The sequence below is a fragment of the Gemmatimonadaceae bacterium genome (assembly GCA_035633115.1).
Classification (GTDB): Bacteria; Gemmatimonadota; Gemmatimonadetes; order Gemmatimonadales; family Gemmatimonadaceae; genus UBA4720.
On the sequence record DASQFN010000102.1, the window covers coordinates 28,982 to 42,724 of the forward strand.

Here is a 13,743-nt window from a genome sequence, read left to right on the forward strand (position 1 = left end):
GATCCTTGGAGGAATAGTCGCGGCGCCCGCGTCAATGCATCCTGCCCAACACACGTTTCCAGCGACGGGAACTCCATGCGCGTGCTCCTGTGGGATCTGCCGATGTGGATGCGCGACATACTTGAACACGCGGTGTTGTCGACCGACGGCTTGACACTCGTCGAGGCGATCCCGGGCGCGCGTGCATTGCGTGGCGCGGTGGCGCAGGAGCGACCGGATGTCGTGATCACCGGAATGCGCGATCTCGAGCAACCGTTCGGCGGTTTCAGCCCGATGCTCTACGAGTTTCCCACGCTGCGCATCTTCGCGATCGACGCGGCGGGCCGCGACACGGTGCAGGTCACGCTCATCCCGTCGGAAGAATCCCTCGGCGATGTGATGCTCGACTCATTGATGCAGCTGATCGCCGATTCCGCAAGGAACGAGGACGTGCAGCCGACGCGGATGGTGTCTGGCGAATGAGACGATGCCCCCGCATCACGTGATCTCGAGCCTCGCTGCGATGTTGGCCGCGCCGGCAACGCCCGTGTTGTCGGCGAACCGGGTGCGCGCGGCACGTCCCGCGCTCTGGAGCGATTTGCCGAGCGTGGCGGTGGGCATGTCGCTGAGCGACGCTGGCACCGTCGCGCCTTCGCGCTTCCAACGCGAAGGCGACCAGATCGTGCATCATGTGGGACGTTTTGCGGCGCAGGCGGGAACGAACGGGTGGTCGGCCGATCTGCGGTCGCTCGATCTCACGCCGCTGCCCGTCAAGCACAAACCACCCGCGAACCTCGGCGACGTCGACATCAGCGTCACAAACGTGACGGGAACGCCGAAGACGTATCAGCTCGTCGCAACGCCGGCGACAGCGGACGAATACCGGTTCGACTTCGTGCGCGCCCGTGTCGTGTTCGGCGCACCCCAAGAGAGCGGCGACACATTCGAGATCGCACATTGGACGTTATCGTGGCGCGAGCCCATGCGTTGGGAGCGCCTTCAGGGTGCGCTGCTGCTCGAGCTCTGGTCGGTCAGCGCCACGGAGGCGGCGGGACTCGCCGAGCGTCTCCAGGACCGACTGAGCGAGTCGGCGCTGCCCCGCGCGTACGGGTTTCTCAAGCTCGCGCCACAGCGGGTGGAGTCCGCGGAATCGCTCCAGCACACGTCTGGTGTCGGCGGCCCGTTCTCCGTCTGGCGCCAGCGGCTCGAATACGCATTTGCTCATGAGTTCACGGGCGGTGGCGAAGCAGCGGACGGCGCGGCAATCCACCGCATCGCGGTCACCATCGACGACGCCACGCCCGATTCACTGACCATCGGCCACTAGCGACACTCGTTTCCACTCGCAACCGCGCAGGGAGCGCAACATGTCGGAACTCATCACGGAAACCATTCTCCCCGGGACCTATATCGAGGTCCGCACCGAAGGACTGTTGTCGATCGGCGCCATCTCGGTCGGGAACGTGGGACTGGTCGGTACGGCGGAGAAGGGAGACGACACGATCGTCAGGCTCGCCACCTACGAGGAGGCGAGAGCGAGCTTCGGCGAAGCGCCGGAGTGGAATCCTGCCGACCACGACGACAACCTGTCGCTAGTGCGCGCGGCGAAGCTCCTCTTCGACAACGGCGCACAGACGGTGTATGCGCTTCGTGCCTACGACGCAGCGACGGCCGTTACCGCGACCTTCACGCTCGGTGCGGACGCCGGCGCGGCACAGGGCCTCGGCTTGCGCGCACGCACACCTGGTACGTGGGGCAATCGGATCCAGATCCGCGTCGAGCCCGTGGACGAGAAACTGCGCGTCGAAGACGAAGTCGTGTCGCGAATCAACGGCGGCTTCGCACTCTCGGCGCAGAAGCTGCTCACGGCCGGTGCGGCGGCACCGGCGGAGACGCCGAGTTTGGGCAGCGTCACCGTGTGGGAGAACGGTCTGCCACGCCGCTATCAACTGCGCACGGATCCAGCGTCGGCGCACGTGGTGCGCGTCGATGCCGCGAGTCGTGTGTTGACGTTCGCTGCGGCGCCCGGCGCGACGGCGGAAGTGGTCGCGAGCTATCCGGTGCCCGCAGAGTCGGTACGAAAGGTGACGCTGCGCTACGGCAACTCGCAGGAAGTGTATGTGGTGCCGAGCCTGACGTATCTCGCGCAGTTGATCTCTGACGAGGAGAATCCGTCGCGGCTCGTCGAGGTCGCGCAGCTGCCGACGGGTGATGGACTTCCCGTGCTTTCCGATGCCGGGCAGTTCGTCGCGTTCACGACGGGGGCCAACGGCACCGTCGCGCCAGCGAGATACACCGAAGCACTCGACCGGCTCGTCGAGCAGGATGTGCAGATTCTGGTCGTGGGCGGACTGCCGTTCGCGCGCGCCAAGTCCGCGGTGCTGGCGCACCTTGAGAAATCGGAGAATGCGGGCCGGGAGCGCATCGCCTTCGTCGGCGCCGATAAGTCGAACGTCGACAAGGTATTGGAGAATGCGAATGACGTCGCCGACAAGCGTCTGGTGCTCGTCGGGCCGGGCCTCAAGCAGATAGATCCCGAGACGGAGCGTGCGATCGCGCTGCCCCCGGCGTACGCGGCCGCCGCGGTCGCGGGCCGGTTGGCCTCGGTCCCGCCGCATGTGAGCCTCACGAACAAGACGCTACTTGGCATCGACGGGCTGGACGCGGCCTACAATCAAGGCGAACTCAAAGCGCTCGTGCTCAATCGCGTGTTGGCGCTCCAGACAAAGCGCGGGGTGCGGGTCGTGAAGGGTATCACGACGCACGACGAGGCGTTCACGCAGATCACGACCCGGCGCATCGTCGACTACGTGAAGCAAGGCACGCGACTCGGCGCGAACCAATACATCGGGAAGCTCAACAACCGACGCGTCCGCGAGAACCTGCGGACGACGCTCGACCGCTTCCTGTCGGATCTCGTGCTTCGCGAATTCCTCACGGGATACAACCTCAACGTGACGGCCGACCGCGCGATGGAGATTCGCGGTGAGGTGCTCGTCACGATGGATCTCATGCCGACGTTCAGCATCGACGTCGTGCGCGTCATCATGAACCTCAGCTGAGGGAGTCGCCGTGTTTAACACGAATGTCTACTCGGGCGCCGATGGATCGCTCACGGTCAGCGAGGCGGACGGCATCGATGCCGACGTCTTCGGCAAATACTTCGGCGAGTCGGGACAGGTCGGGCGCGTCACCAACGTCTCCGTCAATGTCACGACGCAGGTTAAGCCGTTTCATGAGCTGGGGTCGCACGCAACGCGTGAGCTCCGCGCCGGGAACCAGCAAATCTCGGGCTCGGTGGAGCGAGCGTACATCAACGGCGCGTTGCTTCGCCTGATGCTCGGAAAAAACGCGACGGAGGAGGAGTCGACAACGATCAAGATGCCGACTTTCAGCATGAAGGTGATCCTCGACAACCTGCAGCCCGAAGGCGATCCTGGAAATAGCGTGCTCGCGCTCTACGGCGTGATCTTCGACTCCTGGCAGTTCAGTCTTCCGGAAGACGACTTCGTGCTCGAGCGGCTGACGTTCCGGGCCCGTCGCATCAGCGTCGCCGACGTCGAGGTTGGATGAGCAGCCTCCTGGTGTCAGCGGAGGACCTGCTCGCCGGAAGCGACGCCACGTACGACGTCGAGCTGTCGGTGGAGCTACTGCCGTCGTTGAATGGAGGCGACCCGCGCCATGTGCGCATTCGCCCGCTCACGCTCCGCGATGTGCAGCTCATCACCAAGGCTGCTCGCGACGACGACGTGTTGACGTCGGTCTTGATGATTCAGCGCGCGCTCGTCGAGCCGCCGCTCAAGGAGAAGGAGATCGCAGCAATGCGATCGGGCGTTGTGCGTTTCCTTGTCGAGCAGATCAATCGCATCAGCGGTCTCACGAGCGACGGCGACGCGCAGCGCGAGCTCGCCGAATCGCCGTTCATGCACGCCGCGGTCATTCTCGCGAAGGAGTTCGGCTGGACGCCGGAGCAGATGCGCAGCCTGACGCTGGCGCAGGTCGTCGGGTTCATCGAAGGATTGCAGCGGGTGCGATCATCACCCGCAGGAGCGCCCAGATGAACGCGGTCGCTCGCGATGTGTGCGCGCCGGCATCGGCCCCCGGCGATTGGCGACGATCGTTGTGTGCGCAACGCCTCGTGCTGCAATCAGCTCTAGTGCGTTCGGCGCTCAATGGCGTCGGCGCACGCTTTCGCGGCGCGATACTTGGCGAGGAACTGATCGCCACGCTGAGTGATCGTCTCGCGCGATCGCTCCAAGGCTGGGATACGCCGCAGAGCGAAAGCGTTCCGTCAACCGTGCCACCGCGAACCACCGTGAACGGGAATGACGATGCACCAGCAATGCGACGGATAGAGGCCGGCACTAGCGCGTTTAACGCGATGCAAAGCGCACGCGTCGGGAACGCGACTCGATCCGATGGCGTCGTGGAACGCGCGTGGGTTGAGCCCGGAGATGACAGCGCTGACAGTGCGCCGCGAGCCGGCCACATAGGTGACGCCGACGTCCCGTTCCTTCGCCAATTCGTGGATAACGTGCCGGCAGACCGCGCCGGTCAAATCCTTCGCGCCGTCGGTCTGGACGTGCCGAGCGACGAACACCGCCGCGACGCGCAGCGCACGTCACCGTTGGAGGCGGCGCTGCAACGATATCGGCAGACGCTGGAACGACCGACGAGCGAAACTGCGGCAAACGCGTTGGTGCTGCCGCCGACGATGCCGCGTCACGCGGAACGAACCGCGCGCGGTCCGGCATTGTCGAATGTAGAGGGGAAAGCGATAGCGGCCGGTGCACCGGAGCAGAGTGTCGGCTTTGGGCGACATCTTGTGACCGGCGCCGGCGATGCGCCTCTGAATGAAGCGCGTGACCCCCGATGGTGGAGCGCTCGCGTTGACGCGATTCACACCCGAGCGGAGTCGTTCGCTCCGGCGGCGCGCGCGGGACCGGCGCGCTTCGACGACGACGTCGCAGACGAGTCGGCGTTCGCGGACGTTCTCGCCGAGGTGCTCCATCGGCAAGCGCGCGCGTATGGGGTCGCAGTCCCATGAAGGTCAAGCCGATGCTGGGCGACTTCGTTCTTCCAGGACTCGAGTACATCGAGTCGTTGGAGCGGCGCGCGCTCGTCGAACATCGCGTGCCGGGGCTCGACGGAAATTACCTCCAGGATCTCGGGAGCGACCCGAATCGCATCATTCTGGCGGGCACGCGTGCCGGCGATGACGAGCGCGACGAGTTTCTCACGAGTATCCGCGAGCTCTTCAGGACCGGTCAGCCGACAACGTTCACCGCGGACATCACGACGGCGACCGATCTGACCGACGTCGTAATCGAAGACCTTCAAGTGGCCGAGGTGGCCGGCAGTCCCGACACGTTCCGGTATTTGGTTCTGGCGCGGAAATACACACCGCCGCCCGAACCGCCACCATCGGGCTTGCTTGATGCGAGCATCCTCGACGATGCACTGGGTGCACTCGGCGCGATGGACATTCTCGACGCGCTCGTCGACATCCCCACCGTGGCAGATCCGACAACGCCGCTCACCGGGGCGCTCGACGGTGTGAAGTCAGCGACGTCGGGGTTGGCGGGCGTCGCTGCGCCGCTCAACGCGCTCTTCGGGGTGTAGGGATCGCAGATGGGCACCTCGGCGTCCGCCTCCGTCTCGCTTTCCGCCAAGATTCCCGATCCGACGCAGTTCCTGTCGCTCGTGGAGTCGTTGAGCGGCAAGGTGAGCGGAGTGCATCTGCCGGTGATGCCAACAGCGCAGATCACGTCGCTCGTCACGACCTTCAAGCTCGAGCTTCCGGATCCGAAACGGTGGAGCGCGACGGTCACGGCCGACTCGTCGAAAATCGCCATGTCGATGCCCGATCCGTCGTCACTCATCGCTCCGCTCGAGCGGCCGATTGCTGCGGTGAAGGACATTGCTGCCACCGACTTCGCCGGAGCGATCAGCGATCTGACCGCGAAGTTGCAATCGTTCAACGTGGAGTTCGAGCGCGATCCTGAAGCGTTCGTGAAGGCGATGTTCACGCCGTCGTCGTCGGTCGCGGCCGAGATTCGCAACTCGCCGTTCATGCAAGTGCTGATGTCGATCGGGCGGCTGATCGGCGAGGAGGAGCTCGCGAAGGCGCCGGAGCGTGCGTTGGAGTTTGGCGCGTGGCTTCAGCAGCTGCTGCAGGACCGCATCGGGAGCGTGTTGATTGCGTTCGTTGCAGCCGGGGAGGTCGCGACGATGACTCGTCGGCTCGTCCGCGCGGCAGATCTCGTCGACGCCAGCGTGGATGTGACGAGCCTGCAGGCGCGACGAGAGGCAGCGCGCGCGGCGATGATCGCGGCAACCGCGAAGCTCAGCGGGGTCGTCGATGAAGTCCAAGTGCGGGCAGAGCTTGGCGCCGCCCGCGTCGCGCTCGATGCGTGGATAGGGGATGTGTCGAAGGCATTGGCGTTCGGCGAAGCATCGGCTGGGATCATGGGCATCGCCGTCGCCCGGGAGCGATTCGCGCGGTTGGGCGAATCGACCGCGAAGGTCAATCACCAATCGTTGAACGACGTCGCGACGAGTCTCGGTACGCTGATCGAAACGCGAAAGACGGCGATCCATCCGTCGGCGACGGTTGCGGACGAGCTCGACGCGACCGTGCGGCAGCTGTTGCTCGACTTGAAGGGACGCATTGACGCGTTCGACGTCTCGTCGATCGAGAAGGGCATCGATGATTTCGTCGCGACGGTCACGCTTCCGATTGACAAGCTCGAGGCGTTCAAGCGCGATGTCGAGCGTGAGGTGCGTGGTGCGCTGGAGACGATCCGTCAGGCGATTACCGCGGTGGATGTGACGCCACTGCGCGCGGAGTTCGATGGCGCGATGCATCAGGTGGAGGCAACGGTCGGTTCGCTCGCGGCGGAAGTGGGGAATGTGCGCAAGGTGGTCGAGGAGGCCATCGCCGCAGCGACCGCCGCGCTGCAAGAGGCGCATGACTTCGTTCTCCATCCCGAGCACGGCCTCAAGGCGCAGATCGATGCCGTGTTCGCTGCATTGCGTGATCTCCTCACGCAACTCAACATTCAGGGCGTCGTTGACGACGTCACGGGCGCCGTCAACGACATCGCGCGAGAGCTGGAGCGCATCGAGCTGGCGCCGGTGATCGATGCCACAGTGTCGGCGATCGATACCGTGGCCGCGATCCTCGACAAAGTGGCGCCGCTCCTCGTGACGGACGATCTGCGCGCGAAGCTGTCGGAAGCGACGGACTTTTTGCGGCAGGTCGACTTCGACGAGATTCGCGCAGCCCTACAGGAAGTCCTCGACGGCATCATCAACGGAATCAACACCGACGCGTTGGGCAAGATCGAGGAGGAATACAACAAGGCGGTCGCGGCGATCGGCAAATTGGATCCGACGCCGGTGCTGGAAGGTCTGCAAACCGACGTCTTCGATCCGCTGATCGAGGAGTTATCGAAGATCAAGCCGGCCGAGGAGCTGGCGCCGATCGTAGGCGCGTTCGCTGAGGCGATTGGGACGCTGCGCGCGTTCGATCCGACGGAATCGCTGCGGTTCCTGATCGAGTTCCACCACGACATCCGGTCTAAGTTCGACCAGGTGTCGCCGGACAAGCTGCTTGAGCCGGTGGTGCGCGCGCTGACCGAACTGCGGCAGGGCATTACGAAAGTGCTCAAGCTGCATGAAGCACACGCTGCCCTCGACAAGCTCGACGCCGCGATTGCGCCGGTTCTCGAGGCGGTCGATCTCGCGACATGGTTTGGACATCTCGATAGCGGGCTGACGGAGCTTCGCAACGCGATCGCGACCTTCGATCCGGCGGAGCTCCTCGGGCCGTTGGCGAGCGCGCTCCGTGAAGCGTTCGACAAAACTGGCGCCGTGCTCGACAAAGCCGGGCTGGCGTCCGTGTTCGAGGCACTCGCCGCAAGCGGTGACTCGCTGCAGATGCAGCTCGAGGGAGCACAGCGGAAACTCACCGGCGCGAGCAGCCGCGCCGCCGCGATCAACGTTGCGGCGATCATCGATGAATTCCGCCCGCTCCATGCGGCGTTGTCCGCGGCCGTTGCCGGCGCATCGGTGAGTGCCGGCGCGCGCGTCGAGTTCGCCGCAAGTGTCGCGAAGCTCGAGCCACTCACGGCGTGGGCGGGCGTTCAGACCCGCGCGCCGCGCGCAGAGAGAGCAATCGCAACCGTCAGCGTCGACTTCGGGACGATGTTGTCGAGCATCGGCCCGACGCTCGCGATGTCGCAGAAGGTGATCGACACACTCCGCATACTGCGGCGCCCCATCGAGGCCTTGTGGGAGCTCGCGCTCAATCCGTTGCGGAGCATCGTGCCCATCCCGGAAGGTGCTGGGGTCCATACCGTATTGCTCGCCGTGTTCGACGCGCTCGATCCACGAAAATGGAACGGAGAGATCAAACAACTCTCCGAGTCGCTCGTCGCCAAACTGCGCGTGTTGCTCGGCGCGACGGCCATCGCCGCGCTGCGTCGAGCGGTCGACAAGGTGAGTGGCCTCGTCGATGGGCTCAACATCGACGATCTCGTCGCCGCGTTGCGCGATATCCACACGGCTATTGAGGCACAGATCAACGCGCTCGATCCGGAGCCGTTGCTCGCGACGCTGAAGTCGACGTACGACGCGGTCGTCGGAGCGACGGAGGCGATCGATCCGGGGCCGTTCGTCGCGGAGCTCGACACGGTCTATTCGCGCGACGTGATCGGGTTAGTTGAGGCGATCAGCCCGAGGAAGCTGCTCCTCGAGCCACTCAAGTCGTTATTCGAGGAGATCAGCGCGATGCTCGGCGCGCTCGATATCGGAGAGCTGTTTGGTCCCGTGCTCGAGCAACTGCAGCGACTTCGCACGGAATTGCTGGACGGAATCACGCGTGCCGGCGCGTCATACGAAAGCATGCTGAACGCGATCCCGACCGAAGGCGGCGGGGTGAGCGCCAGCGTGAGCGTGGGATAGCCGGTGCCAGCCTATCTCACGCATGCGGCGGTCGTCATCAAGATGGCCGAATGGCTCGAGATGCTGCGGGCGCAGATCGAGGTGCGGCGCACCAGGTTCGCCGCGATTGGTCAGCCGATGACTTCGCTCGACGAGCGCCTCTACTATCTAGCGGGGCAGACGCTGCATTTCCTGCGGGAGGATCCGGCGGCGGCGGCGGACGTTGCGCTCCCGGTGACGGAGATCAAGAACGGCATCGGAACGCGTCTCTCGAAATACGCTCTCGTCGGATCGCTCGGGCCAGATCTTCCCGCCGCCGGCTACGTGTTGGCGATGAATCAGGATTGGGCGTGGCACACGCTGCACAACGGCGAGCCGCGCCGAGCGAAAAAAAATGCCCGCACAACGACGTTCATTCTCAAGCTGCTCGAAGTAGCGGAGAAAGACGAGAAAGATGGACGGCTGACGGCGGCGCAGCGGCGGCGCGTCGTGTCCTACGCTCTTGGCCATCTGTCACACGTGGCGGCCGACGTTCTTCTGCATCCGGCCGTGCATCACCTCACGTGGGACAAGAAGCGCGGCGCGCTCGATCCGCTCGAGCACAAACTGTTCGAGGTCGCAATCGACGCGCGGTTGGCGCAGGGGTTCTACAATCGCGACGATCTCTACGACGACATTCAGAGCTGGACGGATTACTACCTCGACAAAGGTGATTTCAAGGAAGACCTGAAGCTTCTGACGAGGGAGCTGAACGGGGCTTTCAAGGCAACGTTTGGCGAAGACCGACCAAACGCGCCGGTCTGTGGACTGGCCGATTCGACGAAGTGCGGTGCGCCGAAGTTCGACAGCGACTTCTTGATGGATGCCTACAGCAACACGACGAACTGGGCGATCGACGCCGGTTACGATCACGGTCCGGCTGGCATGGACGTCATCTGGACGCTGACGATCCTGACGGGCGCGATTTTGTCGGTCAACTCGCTTGCTGGAAGCACCGAGAAGTTCAGCACTCTATTCAACATCCCTGAAGATCAGATCACGGAGCTGACAAACGAGCAGGCGCCGGAGTGGCAGCAGGAGGGCACGGCGAGTATCGACGTCTGGCGCGACATCATCGACACGTCACTCGGCTGGGCCGACAAGGTGGCTCTGCCGTATGAGTGGCTCCTCGGCGGCAGCTTTCCGCTGCGATTGATCACGTTCAATCAGGCGCCAGACGGATTCTTCGGACAGGACGAAGGCGTTGAGGACAGCAACCCGGCGATTCGCACGGTGAACGACGTCGTCTGGGGATTGAAGACGTTCGGCTTCATCATCCTCGACGAGCTGGCGCCGAAGTTCACGGAACAAGACTGGTGGAGCTGGCTCTGGTTCGTCGTCGACAACGCTCACGACTTGATCGAGCATTTCGCGCTCCAGTACGAGTCGCGCAAGGAGAACTACAGCGAAGACCGTCTCGGCAATGCGACGTGGGCGCCGAAGAAGATCCTCGGCACGTCATATTTCGTGGCGAACGCGTTGACGATGTTGTGGAAGTCGACGCGTACGAACACCGACGGGACCCGGGCGAAAGGTGTCGAGGCCGAGGACTTCATCTTCCCGCTCATCTTCGCGAACGTGATCGCAGGGGTCTTCGTGTGGAGCGGGATGTGGCGCGACCATCTGCTCTTCAAGACGACGAAGTCGCGATGGCCGTCGTCGGATGTGAAGCCGGTCGAGCAGCTCCTGCCGGTGCACACCGTGGGTGGGCGCAAACAATTCGACGCGGTGAGCGCACAGAAGTTCAGCGTGCGCCTCTTTGCGGATGACAAGCTTACGGCGGAAGGAACGGAGGCGTACTACCCGGACGGCGGCGGCGGCCCGAGCGACGTCGACGGACAAAGGGAACGCGATCTCGCCGCGCGTAAGGCACTGCTTGCGGAGCTCCCGAGTCACGAGTACACGCTGCCTGAGCTGCTGGATCACGCGGCGCGTTTTGCCGGTCTGCTCGGCATGGCCGCGATCGCCTACAACGAGACGGCGGCGCCGGTGCGGCCGCACATGACGGAGATCTTCAAGGACTGGAATCTCGATTTCTCCACCGTCGACCAGTGGAAGGAATTGCTCGAGCCGGGGATTGCCGATGACATGGGCGTGTTGTACGCGGCGAACCTCTATGCGGTCGACCTCGAGCAACAGGCCGCTGCGCCAAATCTGTCCGCAATTGGCCGCTTGCGTGCCGCGCTCGGACTGACGGACGTAGCTGGCGGTCTCATCGCCGACTTCACCCATGAGGGATTTCTCATCGATGCGGTCGACGCGGAGACATCGCGCGCCTTGCGACTCACGCGGCCTGGAGCGGTCGTACTGCCGAACCTCGACGTCGACACGCCCCCGGCGTCGCCGCTTCCGTCGCCGCTGCCTGTGCGCACGGGCGATCTCGATGCGCTGAAAAACGACACGATCAATCCGCTTGGAAACGATCTCGCCGAGCTCACGGAGTTTCGGATTCGAAAACCCTCGAGCGCAGGATCGCCACACACGGTGGTGCTGCGGTTGCACGCATTGGACGCGAGCCGCGTACGCGTGTTCATGAAGGACGCAGGAACGTCAGACACCTGGCCGGTCGTCCTGGGCTTCACGACTGCGGGAAACAAGACCGAGTTCGAGATTCCCGCCGCAGCCCCCAACGAGACCGACTACGTAATCGAGCTCAAAGGATTCGCCGGCGATCCGGGATTGCCCGCGCCGACGGGCTCAGGGCCGCTCTCTCCGGCGCCATTCGGCACTGCCGGGGCGAGCGTCGGGGCACCGGTCGTTCCCGAGCGTCGCGAAGCCGAAGTGTGGATCGAAGTCATTCACAAAGACGGCGCCACTGAAGTGCCGGGCATCCGCGACCTCGGCCTGTTCGGCGTTGCGCCGCTGCTGCTGCTGGACAACATGAAAAAGGCCGAGCGCCTGTACGCCGTATTCGTGCCGGATCAGTTCGACGGCGCCGGGAATTTGCTGCTCCCGGGCAATTTTCCATTCGTGTCCGATCTCGCCCGGGCGCTGCGGTCCGATGCGGGCATCGCGCCGAAGGTGACGTTCCGGACAACGCCGGCGGTGAGTGGAACGCTGGACGATTTCGTGCCGCATCAGCCGGTGAAGGCGGGCGATCCCGACGAGGCCAGCGCGTTCTACATCGTCGACGGGATGACGTACGGCCACCTCGCGCGGAAGCGCGTGGCGTCGGACCCCGATCTCTTCCTTTACGATCCCTGGGTGCAGGACGAATTCGAGATCTGTTATGTGCACGCGCCGCGGTCGTGGATGCACGTCGTTCTCCACAACCCGCGGAAGCGCGAGCTGGCCGACTTCGTAGAGAAGGAGCTGCCGGCGGTCGACGTCGGACTCTTCAACGGCGTGAGCTCTGACAGCGACAGCATCAGCTACGGCGGCAATTTCGAAGTGTCGCCGCCGGTGCCTGTCGCAACGTTGGCCCAGCCGCGGGGCGCCGCCGGTGCCGAGGTGCTCGCGCAGCCCGTGTCGCCGCTCGGGAAGGTTCTGCTCGGCGAAGGCACGCCGTTCCTCTTCGACATCGCGGAACGATTCGGCGCGGAGCTGCAGGCGCGTACGATCAGCGCGGACCTCAAGTCGGAGATGAACGGACACAACTTCTTCATCTCGACGAGCGACACGGTCGACATTCGCGTCGGCGATCGCGAGTGGCTCATCACGACGCCGGCGATGGGGCAGTCGCTGCTCGTCAAGCGCGAGCCGGGCAAGCTTAAGGTCCATCTCGCGCGCCTGGCGACGAAAGAGTTCAAACACTTCCTCGAGGCGCAGCGCGCGCAGCCGATCGTCACCGTCGACACGTCGTGGCTCGCTGTCGGTCACGTGGATGAAGTCTTCATTTTCGTGCCGGCGCCGTCTGGCGGTGGAAAGAGCTTCCGTCTCTTGATGGCATCGTCGAAGCTCGCGCTGGACATCTTCCAGGAAGCGCAGTTCCTCAATGCTGCAGACCCGGTAGCGCATCCGCTGACGAAGACATTCCGCGGACGCAATTGGCTTCGGCCGAGACCGGGTCGAGCGACGACGACGGCGGCGGAGACGGTCGCACAGACGCTCACGACGCACGGCACGTTCAACCGAGAGTTGCAGATCCGGCGGCTCACGCCAATGGAGGATCGGCTCAAGGCGACGCTCGGCCTCGACGCGGCAGACGTCATTCGCGTGCCGGTTCTCTATGACGTGATTCCGACCGCCTTCCTCGATCAGATGGGCGCGCGCGTGCTCGACGCGACGACGGCGAACGGCGTGCGCGATCTCACAACGGCCGCGTATTCACCTGGCGTGGTGAACCTTCAGCTGGTCGACAACCTCGCGTTGGTTCCGAAGCCGCACGGGCCGCGTATGAAGCCCGACGACGTCGTGAAGGTGATGGACAAAGTTGGATTGCCGGGATTGGCGGTCGGCGATCTTCCCGCGCCGGGAAGCGAACAGTGGGTGCGTGTGGGAACGACCGCCAGCGCACTCGCGGCGACCTTCGGCAGCTCGGCCGCCGCCATCAAGGGCGACCCACGCAATGCCGGAAAGTTCACGGGGGGCGGCGCGGTGAAGCTCAACTGGGATCGCATCTTCATTCCCGAAAATACCGTCGACCTCCTCGAGGCCCACGTGCACGTACAACTGACGAAGCTCGGTCTCAAGGTCCACTTCATCGAGGATTGGGACGATTACCACATCATGGAGGGCGAGGTGCACTGCGGAACGAACGTGCGCCGCACGCCCATCGAAGCGGACGTCACCTATCGCGGTCCAAAGTGGTGGGACTGCGAGAGCGTGAAGAACTGAGGT

General features: G+C 64.3%; 9 protein-coding genes. All 9 read left to right on the plus strand.

Annotated features, from left to right (window positions below; genetic code table 11):
* Positions 1-102 precede the first annotated feature (102 nt).
* Genes VES88_12135 through VES88_12175 form a run of 9 tightly spaced genes read left to right on the plus strand, consistent with a single transcriptional unit; the run spans position 103 to position 13,740 of the window.
* Positions 103-462 carry a hypothetical protein gene (locus tag VES88_12135; protein ID HYN82245.1) on the plus strand — a complete coding sequence of 120 codons (360 nt, stop codon included), beginning with the start codon at positions 103-105 and terminating at the stop codon, positions 460-462.
* 4 nt (positions 463-466) lie between these two features.
* Positions 467-1,306 (plus strand): hypothetical protein, encoded by an 840-nt coding sequence (locus tag VES88_12140; protein ID HYN82246.1) that lies wholly within the window; start codon positions 467-469, stop codon positions 1,304-1,306.
* 40 nt (positions 1,307-1,346) lie between these two features.
* On the plus strand, positions 1,347-3,041 hold the full coding sequence (locus VES88_12145; protein HYN82247.1) for a phage tail sheath subtilisin-like domain-containing protein: 1,695 nt from the start codon (positions 1,347-1,349) through the stop codon (positions 3,039-3,041).
* A gap of 10 nt (positions 3,042-3,051) precedes the next feature.
* Positions 3,052-3,552 (plus strand): hypothetical protein, encoded by a 501-nt coding sequence (locus tag VES88_12150; GenBank protein HYN82248.1) that lies wholly within the window; start codon positions 3,052-3,054, stop codon positions 3,550-3,552.
* The gene (locus VES88_12155) at positions 3,549-4,040 is read left to right on the plus strand and encodes a hypothetical protein (protein HYN82249.1); all 492 of its coding nucleotides are present in this window, start codon (positions 3,549-3,551) and stop codon (positions 4,038-4,040) included. The genes VES88_12150 and VES88_12155 overlap by 4 nt, the downstream gene beginning before the upstream one ends.
* A complete protein-coding gene (locus tag VES88_12160) occupies positions 4,037-5,026 on the plus strand; it encodes a hypothetical protein (protein ID HYN82250.1) in 990 nt (329 codons plus the stop codon). Before VES88_12155 ends, VES88_12160 begins: the two co-directional genes overlap by 4 nt.
* Positions 5,023-5,601, plus strand: a complete 579-nt coding sequence (locus tag VES88_12165) for a hypothetical protein (GenBank protein ID HYN82251.1) — start codon at positions 5,023-5,025, stop codon at positions 5,599-5,601. Before VES88_12160 ends, VES88_12165 begins: the two co-directional genes overlap by 4 nt.
* A gap of 9 nt (positions 5,602-5,610) precedes the next feature.
* Positions 5,611-8,946, plus strand: a complete 3,336-nt coding sequence (locus tag VES88_12170; GenBank protein HYN82252.1) for a hypothetical protein — start codon at positions 5,611-5,613, stop codon at positions 8,944-8,946.
* A 3-nt stretch (positions 8,947-8,949) separates the two neighbouring features.
* Positions 8,950-13,740, plus strand: a complete 4,791-nt coding sequence (locus VES88_12175; protein HYN82253.1) for a protein-arginine deiminase family protein — start codon at positions 8,950-8,952, stop codon at positions 13,738-13,740.
* The last annotated feature ends 3 nt before the right edge of the window (positions 13,741-13,743 follow it).

Excerpts from the sequence above, each read along its gene's own strand:
- VES88_12160 (HYN82250.1), top strand. The coding sequence starts at position 4,037 with ATGAACGCGGTCGCTCGCGATGTGTGCGCGCCGGCATCGGCCCCCGGC.
- VES88_12155 (HYN82249.1), top strand. The coding sequence starts at position 3,549 with ATGAGCAGCCTCCTGGTGTCAGCGGAGGACCTGCTCGCCGGAAGCGAC.
- VES88_12145 (HYN82247.1), top strand. The coding sequence starts at position 1,347 with ATGTCGGAACTCATCACGGAAACCATTCTCCCCGGGACCTATATCGAG.
- VES88_12170 (HYN82252.1), top strand. The coding sequence starts at position 5,611 with ATGGGCACCTCGGCGTCCGCCTCCGTCTCGCTTTCCGCCAAGATTCCC.
- VES88_12135 (HYN82245.1), top strand. The coding sequence starts at position 103 with ATGTGGATGCGCGACATACTTGAACACGCGGTGTTGTCGACCGACGGC.
- VES88_12140 (HYN82246.1), top strand. The coding sequence starts at position 467 with ATGCCCCCGCATCACGTGATCTCGAGCCTCGCTGCGATGTTGGCCGCG.
- VES88_12165 (HYN82251.1), top strand. The coding sequence starts at position 5,023 with ATGAAGGTCAAGCCGATGCTGGGCGACTTCGTTCTTCCAGGACTCGAG.